Annotated in this window: 20 protein-coding genes; 9 read left to right on the top strand and 11 right to left on the bottom strand. The window is 65.2% G+C overall.

The window, feature by feature from the left end:
• The first annotated feature begins 1 nt into the window (after position 1).
• Positions 2–676, top strand: coding sequence for a methyltransferase family protein (locus tag D6M19_RS11360; protein ID WP_123025327.1), 675 nt, complete (start codon positions 2–4; stop codon positions 674–676).
• Here the strand turns inward: D6M19_RS11360 and D6M19_RS11365 are convergent.
• Entirely contained in the window at positions 664–1,074 is a 411-nt protein-coding gene (locus D6M19_RS11365) for a hypothetical protein (RefSeq protein WP_123025328.1), read from the bottom strand. The genes D6M19_RS11360 and D6M19_RS11365 overlap by 13 nt on opposite strands.
• A gap of 75 nt (positions 1,075–1,149) precedes the next feature.
• On the opposite strand from D6M19_RS11365, the gene D6M19_RS11370 reads away from it, so the two are divergent.
• The 3 genes from D6M19_RS11370 to D6M19_RS11380 all read left to right on the top strand — a co-directional run bounded on the left by D6M19_RS11370 (position 1,150) and on the right by D6M19_RS11380 (position 3,384).
• Positions 1,150–2,004, top strand: a complete 855-nt coding sequence (locus D6M19_RS11370; protein WP_268812305.1) for a sigma-70 family RNA polymerase sigma factor — start codon at positions 1,150–1,152, stop codon at positions 2,002–2,004.
• Between the two features lie 357 nt (positions 2,005–2,361).
• Positions 2,362–2,736 (top strand): zinc ribbon domain-containing protein, encoded by a 375-nt coding sequence (locus D6M19_RS34795; RefSeq protein WP_234834813.1) that lies wholly within the window; start codon positions 2,362–2,364, stop codon positions 2,734–2,736.
• A 60-nt stretch (positions 2,737–2,796) separates the two neighbouring features.
• Positions 2,797–3,384 (top strand): DUF4126 domain-containing protein, encoded by a 588-nt coding sequence (locus D6M19_RS11380; RefSeq protein WP_123025329.1) that lies wholly within the window; start codon positions 2,797–2,799, stop codon positions 3,382–3,384.
• Positions 3,385–3,426: 42 nt separating this feature from the next.
• Here the strand turns inward: D6M19_RS11380 and D6M19_RS11385 are convergent, their stop codons facing one another.
• From D6M19_RS11385 to D6M19_RS11400, 4 genes are all read right to left on the bottom strand, one after another.
• Complete coding sequence (locus D6M19_RS11385) at positions 3,427–3,843, bottom strand: hypothetical protein (protein ID WP_123025330.1); 417 nt, start codon at positions 3,841–3,843, stop codon at positions 3,427–3,429.
• Positions 3,844–3,941: 98 nt separating this feature from the next.
• A complete protein-coding gene (locus D6M19_RS11390; protein WP_234834814.1) occupies positions 3,942–6,683 on the bottom strand; it encodes a helix-turn-helix transcriptional regulator in 2,742 nt (913 codons plus the stop codon).
• Between the two features lie 240 nt (positions 6,684–6,923).
• On the bottom strand, positions 6,924–7,226 hold the full coding sequence (acpM, locus tag D6M19_RS11395) for a meromycolate extension acyl carrier protein AcpM (protein ID WP_123025332.1): 303 nt from the start codon (positions 7,224–7,226) through the stop codon (positions 6,924–6,926).
• 55 nt (positions 7,227–7,281) lie between these two features.
• Positions 7,282–8,643, bottom strand: a complete 1,362-nt coding sequence (locus D6M19_RS11400) for an FAD-dependent oxidoreductase (protein ID WP_164478435.1) — start codon at positions 8,641–8,643, stop codon at positions 7,282–7,284.
• Between the two features lie 137 nt (positions 8,644–8,780).
• On the opposite strand from D6M19_RS11400, the gene D6M19_RS11410 reads away from it, so the two are divergent.
• The 4 genes from D6M19_RS11410 to D6M19_RS11425 all read left to right on the top strand — a co-directional run bounded on the left by D6M19_RS11410 (position 8,781) and on the right by D6M19_RS11425 (position 11,401).
• Positions 8,781–9,464: a TetR/AcrR family transcriptional regulator gene (locus D6M19_RS11410; protein ID WP_123025335.1), complete on the top strand. Its 684-nt coding sequence runs from the start codon at positions 8,781–8,783 to the stop codon at positions 9,462–9,464.
• 7 nt (positions 9,465–9,471) lie between these two features.
• Complete coding sequence (locus tag D6M19_RS11415) at positions 9,472–10,353, top strand: alpha/beta fold hydrolase (protein ID WP_123025336.1); 882 nt, start codon at positions 9,472–9,474, stop codon at positions 10,351–10,353.
• A gap of 168 nt (positions 10,354–10,521) precedes the next feature.
• Positions 10,522–10,881 carry a ClpX C4-type zinc finger protein gene (locus D6M19_RS11420; protein WP_234834815.1) on the top strand — a complete coding sequence of 120 codons (360 nt, stop codon included), beginning with the start codon at positions 10,522–10,524 and terminating at the stop codon, positions 10,879–10,881.
• A 133-nt stretch (positions 10,882–11,014) separates the two neighbouring features.
• The gene (locus tag D6M19_RS11425) at positions 11,015–11,401 is read left to right on the top strand and encodes a hypothetical protein (protein WP_123025338.1); all 387 of its coding nucleotides are present in this window, start codon (positions 11,015–11,017) and stop codon (positions 11,399–11,401) included.
• Between the two features lie 12 nt (positions 11,402–11,413).
• Here D6M19_RS11425 and glgC read toward each other — a convergent pair whose 3' ends face one another.
• On the bottom strand, positions 11,414–12,628 hold the full coding sequence (gene glgC / locus D6M19_RS11430) for a glucose-1-phosphate adenylyltransferase (RefSeq protein ID WP_123025339.1): 1,215 nt from the start codon (positions 12,626–12,628) through the stop codon (positions 11,414–11,416).
• 146 nt (positions 12,629–12,774) lie between these two features.
• Between glgC and glgA the strand changes: the two genes are divergently transcribed.
• Positions 12,775–13,938, top strand: a complete 1,164-nt coding sequence (glgA, locus tag D6M19_RS11435; RefSeq protein WP_123025340.1) for a glycogen synthase — start codon at positions 12,775–12,777, stop codon at positions 13,936–13,938.
• On the opposite strand, the gene D6M19_RS11440 is transcribed toward glgA, so the two are convergent.
• The 5 genes from D6M19_RS11440 to folP all read right to left on the bottom strand — a co-directional run bounded on the left by D6M19_RS11440 (position 13,935) and on the right by folP (position 17,110).
• Positions 13,935–14,102 carry a DUF3117 domain-containing protein gene (locus D6M19_RS11440; protein ID WP_003406247.1) on the bottom strand — a complete coding sequence of 56 codons (168 nt, stop codon included), beginning with the start codon at positions 14,100–14,102 and terminating at the stop codon, positions 13,935–13,937. The genes glgA and D6M19_RS11440 overlap by 4 nt on opposite strands.
• Before the next feature lie 140 nt (positions 14,103–14,242).
• Positions 14,243–14,824, bottom strand: a complete 582-nt coding sequence (locus D6M19_RS11445) for a DNA-3-methyladenine glycosylase I (RefSeq protein ID WP_164478450.1) — start codon at positions 14,822–14,824, stop codon at positions 14,243–14,245.
• A gap of 5 nt (positions 14,825–14,829) precedes the next feature.
• Positions 14,830–15,216 (bottom strand): DivIVA domain-containing protein, encoded by a 387-nt coding sequence (locus D6M19_RS11450; RefSeq protein WP_123025341.1) that lies wholly within the window; start codon positions 15,214–15,216, stop codon positions 14,830–14,832.
• 51 nt (positions 15,217–15,267) lie between these two features.
• Positions 15,268–16,215, bottom strand: a complete 948-nt coding sequence (locus D6M19_RS11455; protein ID WP_123025342.1) for a glucosyl-3-phosphoglycerate synthase — start codon at positions 16,213–16,215, stop codon at positions 15,268–15,270.
• A gap of 70 nt (positions 16,216–16,285) precedes the next feature.
• A complete protein-coding gene (gene folP, locus D6M19_RS11460; RefSeq protein WP_234834822.1) occupies positions 16,286–17,110 on the bottom strand; it encodes a dihydropteroate synthase in 825 nt (274 codons plus the stop codon).
• Between the last annotated feature and the right edge of the window lie 56 nt (positions 17,111–17,166).

A 17,166-nucleotide genomic window follows, 5' to 3' on the forward strand; every position in this document is an offset into this window, starting at 1 on the left:
CATGAAAATGCTTATCCAAGCGGCAGTTACCTCCGTTATCGGGCTGGTGGTATTCGGCCTACTGGTGTTCGTACCCGCGGGCACGTTCCACTACTGGCAGGGGTGGGCGTTCATCGCGGTGTTCGCGGCGGCAACGCTGATACCGAGCACCTATTTGGCAGTGAAGAATCCGGCGGCCCTTCGACGACGCATGCAGGCGGGCCCTGGCGCCGAGACACGGCCCCTGCAGAAAGTCATCATCGCCGTCGCGTTCTCGTCCATGGCGGCGATGATCGCGATCAGCGCGCTCGACCATCGCCTCGGCTGGTCGGCGGTGCCCGCGGCGGTGTCGGTAGTCGGACTCGTCCTCGTCGCCGTCGGCCTCACCATCGCGATGCTGGTGACGATCCAGAACGGTTATGCCGCAGCCAATATCACCGTCGAGTCCGGCCAGCAGCTGTCGTCGACGGGCTGGTACGGATTCGTCAGACACCCGATGTACTTCGGCAACGTGATCCTGATGGTCGGCAGCCCGCTGGCGCTCGGCTCGTACTGGGGCCTGTTGATCGTCGTCCCCGGCCTTGCGGTGCTGGCGCTGCGCATCAACGACGAGGAGGCCATGCTGAAGCAGGACCTGGCGGGATACCGCGAATACATGGACAAGGTCCATTACCGGCTGATGCCCTACGTGTGGTGAGGCCGCGCCGCCCGCCACACGAACAGGAACACCGCCACCACAGTGAAGCGCAGCACCGTGTTGGCGATGACCGTGGCGTTCGGCCCGGCCGCCGCCATGTAGACGAGATCGAGCACGCCGCTGGCACCGTGCAGGACGACGAACGTCGTCACGACAAGACGCAGCGCCGCCTCGTCGGTCAGCCGGGTGGCGCCGAACGACAGCACGGCGACAGCGAGTTCTGCTGCACCGACGAGGTAGACGAGCAGATACTCCTGCCGCTCCAACGTGATTCCCACCGCCGCTGGGATCGCGGTCGGGGTCACCGTCAGCACAACTGCTCCTGCGAGCGTGATCAGGCCGTGCGCCACGAACACCGCGCGCAACAGCCTCGGCGCCCGCATCGTCGTCTCGGTCATATGCCGTCCTCCCGTTTCGTCATAGCTATGACGGACCGCGGCAGCAGATTATGACTTCTGAAGAGGAGACGGCAGGTGAAAGACTTCGAGGAGCATCGCGCGCATCTTCGTGCGGTCGCCTACCGGATGCTCGGCTCGGCGCCCGAGGCCGAGGATGCCGTCCAGGAGGCCTGGCTGCGGATGGACCGCGCTGACATCGTCGACGTGCGCAACATGCGCGGCTGGCTGACCACCGTCGTCGCTCACATCTGCCTCGACATGCTGCGCGCCCGCAGCGCCAGACCCGAGCAGCCGCTCGACGAGGCCGTGGCGGGTACAGGCATCGCGACCGCCGAACCGGTCGACCCGGAACAGGAGGTGCTGCTGGCCGACTCGGTCGGCGCGGCGTTGCTCGTCGTCCTGCAGCGGCTGTCACCCGCCGAGCGGCTGGCGTTCGTCCTGCACGACATGTTCGACCTGCCGTTCGCGGAGATCGCACCGATTGTGGGCCGGTCGGAGAACACCACCGCACAGCTCGCGGCCCGCGCCCGGCGCCGAGTGCGCGGCCAGACTCCCGATGCCGCAACGGATCTGGTCGCCCAGCGCCGGCTCGTCAATGCGTTCCTGACCGCGGCCCGCGACGGTGACTTCGACTCGCTGCTCGCCGCGCTCGACGCCGACGTGGTGCTTCGGGTCGACGCCGCCGCCGCGGGCACCGCGACGACCATCCGCGGAGCGCGGGCCGTCGCCGCCAATGCGCTCGCTTTCTCGGCCAACGCCCGCTTCGCCGAGCCTGCGCTGGTAGACGGCGCGGTCGGCGTCGTCGTCGCCCCAGGAGGCAGGCTGGCGCTGGTGCTGCGGTTCGGCGTCGTCGGCGACAAGATCACCGAGATCGACATCGAGGCGGACCCGCACCGCTTGCAGGGTCTCGAATTGGCCGTCCTGGAGTGAACCCTTCTCACAAGGCGTAGGGCGGACGAATGTCGGTGGCGGCGCTTACTTTGCGAGTATGTCGAGGTTTCGGTTGTCGCCACCACTGCGCAAGAAGTGATTCTCTTGGAGCACTGTCGCGACGCACGCTACCTGTGGGATCTCGCGGTTGAGCAGCAGCAGCGTTGGCAACCAGGCCGCAAACCACATCACCTTGTGCGGCTCAACCGCCGGCTCGGTCGGGTGTGGGTGCCCAAGGTGGGCTGGGTGCGGTTTCGGCTGTCGCGCCGCGTGCCAGCGGGTGTCAAGTCCTAGACCACCACTGACATCGCGCGCCGCTTCGACACGATCCGGATCGAAGCCCTCGACGTGCGGGCGATGACTCGCTCCGCGCGAGGGACCGTCGATCAGCCGGGTGTTGGTGTTGCTCAGAAGCGCGGATTGAATCGGGCGATCAGCCGCAGCGGTTGGGGGCTTCTCGCCGCCCGGTTGCAGCACAAGGCTTACGGTCGGGTCGAGCAGATCCCGGCCGCGTACACGTCGCAACGATGCTCGGTGTGCGGGCACACCGCACCTGAAAATCGCAAGAGCCAAGCGGTCTTCGAGTGCCAAGCCTGCACAGCGGGCCGATGCAGCGCCGACGTCAACGCTGCACGCAACATCGCCGCCGGACGGGCGGTGACAGCACGGGGAGACCTCGCCAAGTGGCGGTCTACGAACCGTGAACCTCAACTCTGCACTCCTGCCGCCTAAATCAGTGGGACAGAGCTGGAATCCCCGACATCAGGCCGGGGAGGACGTCAAAATGCATATGTGGAACTGCTGACCGGCCTTGGGCTGGCCACTGCGTCGGGACTGAACGCCTACATCCCGCTGCTGGCGCTGGGCCTGCTGTCCCGGTTCACCGACCTGATCACGCTGCCGCACGGCTGGGCCTGGCTGGAGAACGGCTGGGTGATGGCCATCGTCGCGGTGCTGCTGGTCATCGAGATCGTCGCCGACAAGATCCCGGCGCTGGACAGCGTCAACGACGCGATCCAGACGTTCGTCCGCCCGACGTCCGGTGGCATCGTGTTCGGCTCGGGCACGGCCGCCCAGACTCACGCCGTCACCGATCCGGGCGCGTTCGCGCAGTCGGGCCAGTGGATCCCGATCGTCGTCGGTGTGCTGGTGGCACTTGTGGTGTCGCTGACGAAGTCGGCGGTGCGGCCCGCGGCCAACGTCGCGACCGCGGGTGTCGCGGCGCCGGTGCTGTCCACCATCGAGGACGGCATCAGCATCGGTCTGGTGTTCCTGGCGATCCTGATCCCGGTCGTGGTGCTCGTCGTGATCGCCGCGCTTGCCTGGGCGTTCTTCAAGCTCTGGCGACGACGGCGGCAGAAAGCAGCGCAGCCGAGTTAGATCCGAGTTGGACCCAGACGCCCTTCCGGCGAGCTGCTCAGGTCAGCCGACCGGCGCGGGCTCGGGATCCGGATCCGGCAGGGTCGGAAGCTTGGTCGGCGGTTTCTTGGTCGGCTTGGGGGCCGAGCCTGCGTCGACGTCGGGATCGGCGTTGACCGCCGATGGTGCGCTCGGCGTGTCGGAAGCTGCTACCGCAGGGGGAGCCCCGCAACCGCCCGGGACCCCCCCGTCCACTACGCCGCCGGAACCAAAGCAGCAACGTATGAACTCGTAGTCGCGCTCTAGGGGGGTGATGTCGCCGGCCATCTCCATGTCAATTGCGTTGTTCATGCAGTTGTCGTACTGTCCGATGTCCCATTCGGCGCTCGCCGTCGCAGGATTCGCACCGAGTGTGGCTGCCGCCGCCAGCAGCAAGGCAGGTGCCAGGCGACGGATCGCCAGTGGGACGAGGGTTTGCATGATTGCTCCTAATCTGGTCCCCGACCGTCCGGCGCACGACCGCGCGCAGTGGGTTCGACGCTATGCGCAGCAAACGTCCGAAGGAATAGGGCGTTCGCCTATGGATTTGCCATATACCGGCCCAGTTCGGCCCGCGAATGGATGCCGAGCTTGCGGTAGATGCGGGTGAGGCTGGCCTCCACCGTCTTCGGGCTGATGAACAGTGCAGCCGCGACCTCTCGCCGCGTCATGCCCGACGCGAGCAGTTCGGCCACCCGCCGCTCGGACGGCGTCAACTCGGCGGTGGGACGAGCACCGGTCTTGGCGCGGGCCAACTCGACCTGAGCCCGATCCACCCACAGCGGAGTGCCGAGCTCTTCGAATACGTCGAGCGCCTCGCGCAGCGTGGCAGCGGCGGCGTCCTTGGCTCGCCGGCGGCGCTGGATCTGACCGAGCAAGAGCAGCGACCTTGCCCGTTCGAATGGCATGGGCAACCGCTCGTGTTCTCTCAACGCACGCTCGACCGCCTTTTCGGCTGCGTCGACATCGCCCCTGGCGGCCAGCAGCATTGCCCGACACCGTGCACCCGTCGCGAGCATCCATGCCCGGTCCAGTCGGCTCCCGTTGTCCTCGATCATGCGGATCACGGGTTCGGCGTCATCGAGACGCCCAAGGTGCACCAGGGCTTCGACCGCATCCGGGACGAACCCCGCAACGAAGATCTCCGTTGAGCGTGGGGTCTTCATGATTCGGGCCAGAGCCGGTTCGAAGATCCGCAGGGCCGATTCATAGTCGCCTAGCGACACCTCGAGAAAGCCCGAAGCCGACCCGAGCCACGCGATCAGGTAGTGGGACCCGCTGTGGTTGATCGCCTCGGTGGCCTCGTCGATATGTCGACGCGCGTCGAGTTCGCGGCCTGCATACGCATCGAGAGTGGCCTGCAGCATCAGGGCCACCCCGAGCGGCAAGACCCCGTTCAGGTGCATCGCCCTTTCGAGGGCATCGGCGACCACCGCCCTGGCCGTGGCGAAGTCCGCTCGCCATATCTCGTTCAGGACGCTGGTAAACGCGACGAACATCAACTCGCTTTCCTCGCCGCGCTCGATCAAGTCCTGTCGGATGGCGAGGAACCGGTCGTGGGCGGCATCATGCTGCCCGGTCCACCCGAGCAGCGAAGCGCAGTGCACGGTGGGGCGCAGTTGCACCCAGATCGGCGGGTCGCGCCGTTCCAACGCCACCGCGCGGCTCAGCAGTTCGTTGTCAACACCGTTGCCCCGCAGAAAGTCGACGATCACGCGCATGCTGAGCGCTTGACTCAACAGCTGGTCATCCCCGAGTCCGGTCGCGTCGGCGACCGCATCGGCGATCGTGCGTGCCGCCGCCTCGAACTGTCCGCCGTTGAGCTGAGCCAGCGCCCACGGAATCAGGATTCGCACGCGCAGCGCCAGGTCGCCCAGCGCCTCGCCAAACGCCTGCTCGAGCAGCTCGGCACCTGCGACCCAGCTGCCGTCGGTAAGGCTGAGCACCGCGAGCAGCGTCAAGGCCTCTGCACGCACCGCGTCGGGCACCGACCCCGCGACGACTCGGTCTAGTTGCACGCGTGCCTGAGCGCTGTCGCCGGCAGTGAACTGGTTTCTTGCCAACAGGATTCGGCGCTGTGAGCTATCGGCACCTAGCGCAATGGCCAACTCGATGAGCTCTGCCGCCGCGGCGGGGGCTCCGCGATGCCGGGCCAGCTCGGCAGCCGTATCCAAGGACTGCAAAGTTTCCTCGTCCGGGCCGGTGGCCGCCAAGGCGAGGTGGCGGGCCCGCAGTTCAGGCTCGTCGACGACGGCGGACAGTCGCCGGTGCATCATCCGGCGCGCACCCGGGTCCGCGTCGGTGTAGACACCCCACGCCATCAGGGGGTGGGTAAAGCGGACGGCGGCACCGCGGACAGTGACGATCTCCTTGACCGCGGTCGATTCCAGCAGCTCGACGGCAATCTCGGTCGTGCTGCCGACGGCCTTGGCGACCAGCTCGACCGTCGGCGACGACACAGATGCTGCAGCAAGCAAGGCGGCGTAAGCGTCTGAATTCAGTTCCCTGATCCTGGTCCGAACCAGTTCGGAAAGTGTTGCTGGCAAGGGCATTTCAAGTGGGCCCTGCTCGTCGTCGATGGCGTGCGCCAGCTCCAGGGCGAAGAACGGATTTCCGCCGGATATCTCGTGAATGCGCACCATCGTCGGCCGGGCGAACGAACGACGAGTGGCTTGGGAAACCACCGCACGCGTCCCCGCTAAGTCAAACGGACACAACCGAACTCGGCGCAGTTGCTCCGACTCGCCGAGTCGTACAAGGGTTCCCCCACTTGAGCCGACACTATCCACACGCGCCGCGCCCAGGAACGCGACGTGTCCGCACAGCCGGCGCACGGCGAATGTCAACGCCGCCTCGCTGGACGAATCGAGCCATTGCATGTCGTCGACGGCCAACAGAACCGGCGACTGCGTGGCCAGGCGTTCCACTACAGACAGGAATCCGGCAGCTACCGCCCGCGGGTCCGTTGCACCGCCGTCCGCGTTCGCGCGCAACAACACCCTATCGAGGGCAAGCTGCTGTGGTGCGGGAAGGTCGGCCCAATGCGCGGCGTCGACTCCGGCCAACATGTCGGCCAGCGATGCGTAGGCAAGCACCGACTCCGACGCGGCCGGGCGCGTCGACAGCACTTGGAATCCCTCCTCGCGGGCCAGCTCCAGAGCCGTCGACCACACAGTGGTCTTGCCGATCCCGGACTCGCCTTCAAGTAGCAGACGGGACGGCTCGACTCGGGCCGAGGACAAGAGGTCAGCAACTGCCGAGAGTTCCACGGAACGGCCCACGACCCGCTCTTTCACTGAGCAAGTATCTCACTCTGCTACCAGGTGCACGCTCATTGCGCCGCTCGTTGGCGTCTGACTGTTGGCCTGAGCTGCCGCCGGCGCAGGTGCCGGTTTCCGGGCGGGCGCGTTCGCGCAGTCGGGCCAGTGGTTTTCGATCCCGGTCGTGGTGCTCATCGTGATCGAATCGTGTTGGAACACCATCGTTGGCATCAGCGGCCATCGACATCATTGTCCTTTGCATCATTCGGCTGGCTTGTCGAACTGTGCTCGGATCGCCTCGGCGGCTTCGGGATTAGCCTCCGCAAGCCGCTGTAGGTATGCAACCACATCGCCGACGGTGCGCAGGCCTGCAAGGTCTTCGTCTGGAATCTTGACTCCGTATTTGTCTTCGGTCTGTACCGCGATCTCGACCATTGACAGCGAGTCGATATCCAAGTCGTCTACGAATGACTTTTCGATCGTTACCTCGGAGGGTTCGATTCCCGTGACCTCCTCGATTATTTCGGCGATACCAGCGATGAGTTCGTCTTGCGTGATAGCCATGTGGAGCCTCTCTGTTCGATGGCACTGTCGGTTTCGGTGATGTGGTCGAGGGGTGTCACTTTGTGCGGCGGCGGCTCAGGGATTGACGGGCGTGGTGTGCAACAACGTGGGCCAGAACCTTCGGTTCGAGCAGTCGCTGTGGTGGGTCGATCAGATTGGCCACGCGCATGAGACGTTCGGTGATAACGATGTCGTCGACCGCGGCTTCGAGGATCTTGCGCCGACTCCATCGAACTGCTCGCTGGCGCAGCGACGTCGCGGCCCTACCGGGCGTGCGGCCGGAGGGCTGCTCGGCATTGGCGGCCCAGACGGGTTTGATCACCGCGGCAATGGATGTGTAGAACGCCTGCGGATCTACCGGATTGGCTCGACGCAGTTGAGTGCGCAGGGTGTGCGCGTGCAAGGTGGCCATGGCCATGCCTTGACCGTTGATGGGATCCAGGCAGCACAATGCGTCGCCGATGACCAGAAGCCCTTTCGGGTATCGAGTCATGCGGTCATAGCGACGCCACACGCCGCCGGGATATCGGTATGTCGACACCTCCGTCAGTGGTTGCGCGCGCCGGAGTGGCTGCTGGATATGGGCGGGCACGAAATCCTCGGCGAGGGTGAGCATTTCACCGAAATCCGTTGGTGCATACCCTAAGTCGTCGGCGCGGCTGGCGATGGTCAACGTCCATCTGTTGTTCTCGCAGGCCACCAGCCCGCCGCGTTGGGCCTTTCCCTCGGGCAGGACGAGAATCATCCGCTCCCGAAAATCGTCCTGGTCGGGGATGGCGATCTGTTGGCTGTAGTAGACGCCGTCGACGGTGAATGTCTGTTCGGAGGGTCGGGTGTAGCCGAGCCGTTCCAGGAGAAACGGTGTGCGGGTGGCGCGGCCGGTGGCGTCAATGATCAGATCGGCGTTGAGAGCCTCGGAGCCTGCAGCGTCGCGGGCGTGGACGGTGACGCCGGTGACGCGCTCCGGTTGCGCGGCGAGCAGGTCACCGACGTCTCGGCCTTCGAGGAACAACACGTTGCTGAGAGTGGCGACGCGTCGGCGCAGGTGAAACTCGAGGAAGGGTCGGCTGACCAGGTAGGTGGTCAACGCGGCAGGATCGGCGGCGGGATCGTTGCGGTTGAAGGTGTACGGGCCTATCCGGCTATAGATGCGACTCATGTCGACGTCATCGAGCACCAGGGCGCCCGCCGCGCCGAGATCGGCTAGAAACCCCGGGAGTAGTTCCTCGATGATTTGTGAGCCTCGGCTGAGCAGGCTGTGCAAGTGGCGGCCCTGGGTTACGCCGCGCCGATCAATTGGAGTGTCCGGCAGGCGATCTCGTTCGACTATCGACACAGTCGAGAAGCGTTCGGCGAGTACCGCAGCTGTTATCAATCCGCCAATGCCAGCGCCAAGGACGACAGCGTGACCGGTCATGCTCGTGCACCTCCCTTCCCGCTCGAGAAATAGCGCCGATAGCTGTTCCGTGAGGGGCCAAGCTCGGACAGAACTCCTCCGCGATTCCGAGCTGTTCGTCGTTGACCGACTCTAAGTCGGTATTAGACTATTAGTCGATGAGTATCATCGCGAAGGTGAGCGACGTCAAGGTCAGCCGACGCGAAAGATATGCCGCGTTGACCTGTGAAGCCGTGCTCGATGCCGCGAGGACGCTCTTCGTCTCCAAGGGCTTCGACGCGACATCCGTCGACGAGATCGCCCGGGCAGCGCAGGCCAGTAAGGGCGCCGTGTATCACCATTTCCACGACAAGCAGGCGATCTTCACCGCACTGTTTCGGTCCAGCCAGCAGGCGGTTACCGCCAAGGTCATCGACGCAATGTCCACCGAATCCGAAGCTCAGCCGTGGCGCACGGTTGAGACTGCGATCGGCCTGTTCCTACGCAGCTACGTCGCTGACGACGAAGCCCGCGCACTGCTCCGTCAGGTGGTCAGCGTTTTGGGTTGGGATCGGGTACGGGAACTCAACGAGCAGCAGACCCTCCCGTTCCTACGTTCGACATTGCAGAGCTTCATAGCGGACGGGTACGCGCGCCCAGTCCCGATTGAGGCCACCGTCGAACTCTTCTTCAGCATGTTCTACAACGCCGTCCTATACATCACCGATGCGACGGACCCCGAGATAGCCTCACGCGAGGCCGAGACCGTCATCTTGTGCGCACTTGAAGGACTCAAACGCCCTTTGGCAGGAGATGCCCTTCGCGTCAAAGCAGGCACCGAGGACACAGCCCCGGGCAGGTGAAGGTGGGATGTCTGATAAGTCGGGTTTTCGTGGCACCGAAGCACGGCGGCGCTATCTGGCGGTCTATGACCGCGTGCGGTCACTGAGCCCCGCCCCGGATGCTGTCCACGATGTGGCGACTGAGTTCGGTCTCGTGCGGGGGTATCAGCATGGGCCTGATGGCGGGGTTCCGCTGGTGTTATTGCATTGCTTTTGGGCCACGTCCGCAATGTGGGCGGAGCACATACCTGCCCTGGCGGGCGAATTCACGGTCTATACCGTCGACATGCTCGGCCAACCCGGCGCAAGTGTGCAGACCAAGGCGATGGTAACGGCGGATGACTGTGCTCGGTACATGAACGAGGTCCTCGACGGGCTGGCCCTGGACGGCGTGCATCTTGTCGGACACTCGTATGGGGGTTGGACGGCTGCGCAGACGGCGGCACGCAAGCCCGGCCGGTTGGCGTCGGTGACCCTCATCGAGCCGTGCAACACAGTTGCTCGATTGTCCGGGAAGTTCTGGCGCGACGGAGCCCTCCTGCTGGTTCCAGGCGCCGAACGCAAGCAGCGCACCGTGGCAGAGTTACTCGGTCACCCCGTGCGGGACAGCTTGCTCGATAGCGTGATGCAGCTGGTGATGGCAGCGGGGTCAGCGTTCGCTTCGTTCGGCACCCCGTTTCCGCGATATAGTCCCGATTCCCTGCTGCGATCGGTCGATGTGCCTGTGCAGGTTCTGTTGGCTGGAAACACTATTCACGATTCCGCGAAGGGAATCGACCGGATGCGTAGCGTTGTGCCGTCGTGGCGTTATCGACTGTGGCCGGAGGCGACACATATGTTGCCGTGTGAGGCCGTTGAGGACGTCACTGCTTGCATCCGCGACTTCGCGCAGCAACACGCCGCGGGATAGTAGGCGCAGGGTGTCAGCTTGGCGGCACCAACGATCTGAACGGCACCTTGGCGCTGATGATTTCATTCCGGCGTGCTCGGCGATCGAAGCTTGAGAATCAACTTTGTCAGGTATAACCTGACACGGTAACGTCAGGGTTATCCTGACACGCTGGGGAAGGTAGGGATAGTGAGCAAAGCAGTGGCAGCAGTGATGTACTGCTCGTTCTGCGGGCGTGAATCTCGTCAAGTCAAGAAGCTGATCAGCGGTCTTGGCGTGTACATCTGCGGCGACTGCGTTGCCAAATGCGTTGCTATTGTCGAAGATCGGCCCGACCGGGACACGCCCCCGCTGCGCGATCGTGAGGAATACTCCGATGACGAATTGCTCGACGAAATCCCGCGCGTCGCAGCTACTACGGCCAACGTCGAGGCAGATCTGCGCGCTCGCGTGAACGAGCTTCGGCAGCGTGGAGTTACTTGGTCCCGGATTGCGGCGGCATTGGGCGTCACACGCCAATCGGCATGGGAACGCTTCACTCACCCTTAGCTCGGCTCCGGGACCTCCGGCACCGATCCGGGCGCGTTCGCACAGTCGGGTCAGTGGATCCGATCAATGAGGCATTCGCCCCATGATTCGACCGCCCTCCGCCATAGAACATTGCCGGAGGAAAGGAACAATTATGAACGCCATCGGAAAAGCTACGATCGCCGGATTGGCAGCCGTTTTTGCCTTCTCGTTCCCCGCGACTTCGAGTGCAGCCCCTAGGGAATGGGATATCGGCGAGTACGACAGCTGCATCAAGAAGGTGGCCGACAGAAATGCCGCAGGCATCACCAACGACGCGCAGATGCTCGACGAGGCCAAACACTGCTGCGCAATGTCGGGTGGTGAATGGGATATTCATGCCGCAGGGCCGGCAGGCAAGTGCGTCGCTCCGCCGAAAGAACAGGCCGGCCCACGCACCCTGCCGTCAGGGGCGCCGGTTCAGACCTTCCAGCCCGCTCCCGCACCCGTCCAAGACCCTGGAGACGTCACGCAAACGTTCGCGCCGGCGTCAGTCGACTAGATCGTCGGCCGACTAGATCCAGATCCCTTTACCGACAGCGACCACACCGCCGGCGCTGATGGCGAACCGTTCGCGGTCCTTGTCCAGGTCGACACCGACCATCTCGCCGGGCCCGACGACGACGTTCTTGTCCAGGATGGCGTGGCGCACCACGGCGCCGCGGCCCACCCGGACGCCGGGCATCAGCACGCTGCCCTCCACGATCGCGCCGTCGTCGACGACCACGTTGGACGACAACACCGAATTGCGCACCGACGCCGCCGAGATGATGCTGCCCGCTCCGACGACGGACTCCTGCGCGGAGCCCCCGTTGACGAACTTGGCCGGGGCCAGGTTGTCCGACTCGCCCCTGATCGGCCAACGCTTGTTGTACAGGTTGAACACCGGGTGCACCGACACCAGGTCCATGTGGGCGTCGTAGAACGCGTCCAGCGTTCCGACGTCCCGCCAGTAGCCGTGGTCGCGCTCGGTGGCTCCCGGCACCTCGTTGCTGTTGAAGTCGTACACCGAGGCCATCCCGTCGCCCACCAACCGGGGGATGATGTCGCCGCCCATGTCGTGGTCGGAGTCGTCGTCGTCGGCGTCGGCGCGGATCGCGTCGATCAGCACCTTGGTGGTGAAGATGTAGTTGCCCATCGACGCGAACGTCTGCTCGGGATCGTCGGGGGTGCCCGGCGGGTCTGCGGGCTTTTCGACGAACTCGCGGATGCGGCCGGACTCGTCGGCGTCGATGCAGCCGAACGCGGTGGCCTCGGCCCGCGGCACCCGGATACCCGCGACCGTCGCGCCCGCCCCGCTCTCGATGTGGAACTGCACCATCTGCTCGGGGTCCATCCGATACACGTGATCTGCACCGAACACGACGATGTAGTCGGGGTCCTCGTCGTAGATCAGGTTCAGCGACTGATAGATCGCGTCGGCCGACCCGGTATACCAGCGCGGCCCGAGCCGCTGCTGCGCAGGCACCGGGGTGATGTATTCGCCAGCGAGACCGGACAACCGCCAGTTCTGCGAGATGTGCCGGTCAAGGGAGTGTGATTTGTATTGCGTGAGAACACATATGCGCAGGTATCGGGCGTTGACGAGATTAGACAACACGAAATCGATCAGCCGGTAGGCACCGCCGAAGGGAACTGCAGGCTTTGCTCGGTCCGCTGTCAGCGGATAGAGCCGCTTGCCTTCCCCGCCTGCCAGGACGATGCCGAGGACGTGGGGCAACTCCCTCATAGTGCAAACCTATCTGCAGGTTCCCACCGTGACCAGGCATTGGCACTTTTGGACCTGCAACTGTTCGTCAAAGTAATTGGCGAATACCCCAATCCGCGTTCCCCACACGGCTGCGGCGCGCGGCGACGGACACTACGGTCGTAGACATGCGGGTGGCGATGATGACGCGTGAATATCCCCCCGAGGTGTACGGCGGCGCCGGTGTCCACGTCACCGAACTCGTTGCGCAGCTACGCAGCCTGTGCGAGGTCGACGTGCACTGCATGGGCGCCCCGCGAGACGGAGCATTTGTCCACCAGCCCGATCCGGCGCTCAAGGGCGCCAACCCCGCGCTGGCGACGCTGTCGGCCGATCTGGTGATGGCCAACGCGGCTGAAAGCGCCACTGTCGTGCATTCACACACCTGGTACACCGGGCTGGCCGGGCACCTCGCGGCCCTGCTGTACGGCATCCCGCACGTGCTGACCGCGCACTCCCTCGAGCCGATGCGGCCGTGGAAGGCCGAGCAGCTCGGCGGGGGTTACCGCGTCTCGTCCTGGGTGGAACGCACCGCCGTCGAGGCGGCCGATGCGGTCATCGCAGTCAGTTCCGGCATGCGCGACGATGTGTTGCACACCTACCCGGCGTTGGATCCTAGCCGGGTGCACGTGGTGCGCAACGGAATCGACACCGAGGTGTGGTACCCGGCGGCGTCTGAGTCCGACGAGTCGGTGCTGACCGAACTGGGGGTCGACCCGGCCCGCCCGATCGTCGCGTTCGTCGGACGGATCACCCGGCAGAAGGGTGTTGCGCACCTGGTCGCGGCCGCACACAAGTTCGCGCCCGACGTGCAGCTGGTGCTGTGCGCGGGCGCGCCGGACACCCCGGAGATCGCCGCCGAGGTGACGTCCGCAGTGCAGGAGCTGTCCCGCTCCCGCACCGGCGTGTTCTGGGTGCGCGAAATGCTCCCGATTGGGAAGATCCGTGAAATTCTTTCCGCTGCAACAGTTTTCGTGTGCCCATCGGTGTATGAGCCGCTGGGAATCGTGAACCTCGAGGCGATGGCATGCGGGACGGCGGTGGTCGCATCCGATGTCGGCGGCATCCCCGAGGTGGTGGCCGACCATCAGACCGGGCTATTGGTTCATTACGACGCGAGCGACCCGGAGTTTTTCGAGACGCGGCTGGCAGACGCCGTCAACGCGTTGGTCGCCGAACCGGAGCGGGCCCGTCAGTACGGCGTGGCAGGCAGGCAGCGGTGTATCGAGGAGTTTTCCTGGGCGCACATCGCCGAGCAGACCCTGGAGATCTACCGGAAGGTCTCTAGCTAGCTGGTGACACCCTTGAGTTCGTCCCCGAGTGCCGCAGCCTCATCGGGGGTGAGTTCGACGACGAGTCGGCCACCGCCTTCTAGTGGTACCCGCATCACGATGCCGCGCCCCTCCTTGGTTGCTTCCAGAGGACCGTCGCCGGTCCGGGGCTTCATCGCCGCCATCGAGTGCTCCCTCCAACATGAGCCGGCTGCCCACCCGTCGACAGCGCCCGGCACTGAACTGCTTCTGAACTTTCCCCATTGTTCCCTATCCGCGGCGTTGCGTGTGCAAAGACCCGGTCAAGATCGCTTCTAGGGGCGGATCAGGCTGTGGCGGGAACCCAGCAGGAGGCCATGTGGTCGTCGACCATCCCGGTGGCCTGCATCAAGGCGTAGGCCGTTGTCGGGCCCACGAACTTGAACCCGCGGCGCTTCAATTCCTTGGCCATCGCCTTCGATTCGGCGGTGACGGCAGGCACCTCGGACATGTCTGCTGGGCGCGGTCGCGGCCCAGGCGCAAACGACCAGAGCAATTCACCGAGGTCGACGTCCAGGTCGGCGACAGCGCGCGCGTTGGCGATGGTCGCCTCGATCTTCGCGCGGTTACGCACGATCCCCGCGTCGTTCATCAGGCGCTCGATATCGCGGTCGGTGTAGCGCGCGACCTTGTCGATGTCGAACCGGTGGAAGGCACGCCGAAAGTTCTCCCGCTTACGCAGGATGATCAGCCACGACAGCCCACTCTGAAATGCCTCGAGGCTGACCCGTTCGAACAGCGCCTTCGACCCGTGCAGCGGCTGACCCCACTCGGTGTCGTGGTAGTCCCGGTAGAGGATGAAATCAGCTGGCGCCAAACGGGATTGGTCGATCCAACCGCAACGGGTGCGGCCGTCGTCTTCCGGCACGACCGTCACGAATCGGCCTTGTCCTCCGACGGCAGCGCATGCGCGCCGCCCTCGATCGGTTCCTCGTCGAGAATCTCGTCGTCGAGAATCTCGTCGCCGCCTGTTCGGGTCGCCTGCACGGCCGCCAGCTGGCCGCGCAGCAGGTCGAGTTCCTGCCCCAGCCGGTCGAGCACCCAGTCGACCTCACTGGTTTTGTAACCGCGCAGCGCCTGGGCGAACTTGACCGCGTCGACGTCCGCGCCGGTGACGCCCGAGGCGGGCAACACCGTCGCGGTGGTGGCGCTGGGCAGCGGCGGCAGCACCTCGCCGCGGCCGAACAGCACACTGCCCACACCGAACAGCACGATGGCCACCAGGATCAGCACCACGAGGTACAGGAGGATCAGGGTCACGCTCTCGATACTGCCTCACGGGTCCGACGGCGACGCGCAACCACCCTCCCGCTAGCGGGGTCGAAGCGAAATCATCGGCGGCCGGTCGGCCAGGGACACCTCCGATGAGCGGGGCGTGTAGTCGTTGCCGTCGGCGAAGAACTGCGTCAGGCCGACCCCCGAGTCGGGAATTCCGCAGCGCGACAGCAGGGTGGCGATGACCTGCCTGCTCATCGAGGCGAGCTCGGTCAGCGGCCGGTTGCGGTGTTCCCGCACGCCGAGGTTGACCTGCGCGATCGCGTCAAGGCCGAGCCGGTCGTACGTGTCGATCAGCAGGCCGATCTCCACGCCGTAGCCGGGGGCGAACGGCACCGAGGTCAGCAGCTCGCGGGTGCCCGCGTACTCGCCTCCCAGCGGCTGCATGACGTACATCAGCTCGGGCCGCAGCGAGGCCAGCAGGGGGCGCGCCACCAACTCGGTGACCCGGCCGCCGCCGTTGGCGTCCTCGCTGCCGCTGACCTTCAGCGGGCGTCGGTAGAACCCCTTGACCAGGTGCACACCGTCGACGGTCAGCAGCGGGCCGAGCAGTTTCGGCACGAACATCGGGTCGGGGTCGATCAGGTCGGAGTCGACGAACACGACGATGTCGCCGGTGCTCACCGCCAGCGAGCGCCACAGCACCTCGCCTTTGCCGGGCTGCGGTGCGACCTCGGGCAGCGCGACCTCGCGACTAATGACCCGCGCACCGGCCGCCAACGCGCGGATCTCGGTGTCGTCGGTGGATCCGGAGTCCAGCACGATGATCTCGTCCACCAGGCCGCCGAGCAGCGGTGTGATGGTCTCGACGACGGAGCCGACGGTCTCTTCCTCGTTGAGTGCGGGCAGTACCACCGAGATGGTGCGACCGCGCTTGGCCGCCTCCAGTTGGGCAATGGTCCACGTAGGTCGGCTGAAGCTGTGGTCGTTCAACCATTGGCCGGCGACGACGTCTGTGCCGGGAAGTTCTGGTGACAGGGTCATCGTTCGACTCCCCCTCGCTCCGGTCCTCGCTCGTCCCTCGCTGCGATCCTCACTCGGATTCGTCTCAGTGTCATGCCAGTCCCCTAACCGTGCGCGTGGGCGAACGCACGCCCTGGATCGACGCGACCATTTCGAGAACGCGCCGCGTGGGCCCGACTTCATGTACCCGGAACATCGCAGCGCCTTCCGCGGCGGCCAGCGCCGTCGCTGCGAGGGTGCCTTCCAAGCGTTCTGTCAGGTCCACACCGAGAGTTTCCCCGACGAAATCTTTATTGCTCAGCGCCATCAGGACCGGCCATCCAGTTTTTACAAGGTCTTTTACATGGCGCAACAAACTAAGGCCGTGATAAGTGTTTTTGCCGAAATCGTGAGTCGGATCGATTAACACCGCGTCTCGCGCCACTCCGGCGGCCACCGCCCGGTCGGCCGCGGCGGTCACCTCGGCGATCACATTGTCGACGACGCCGCGCTCCGATATCCCGTAATTGACCCGGAACGGACGGGTCCGCGGTGTCGCGCCGCCGGTGTGCGAGCACACCAGCCCCGCGCCGAACTCCGCAGCGACCTCGGCAAGGCCGGGGTCGTGGCCGCCCCACGTGTCGTTGATCAGGTCGGCGCCTGCTGCGCAGGCCTGTTTGGCGACGGCAGAGCGCCAGGTGTCGACGCTGATCAGCTGGTCGGGGTAGCTGTCGCGGAGCCATTCGATGAACGGCACCACCCGCGCGATTTCCTCGTCGACGCCGACGTCGTCGCCCGGCCCGGCCTTGACCCCGCCCACGTCAACGACATCGGCGCCGTCGGCGATGACGCGATGAGCTGCGGATTTGGCCGCCTCATCGGTGAAGGTGGCGCCGCGGTCGTAGAACGAATCCGGCGTGCGGTTGACGATCGCCATGATCAAGGCGCGATCGCCGGCCACCGGACGGCCGCAGAAGGTCGACTGCACGCCTA

Origin of the sequence: Mycolicibacterium stellerae (assembly GCF_003719305.1) — a bacterium.
GTDB classification, from domain to species: domain Bacteria; phylum Actinomycetota; class Actinomycetes; order Mycobacteriales; family Mycobacteriaceae; genus Mycobacterium; species Mycobacterium stellerae.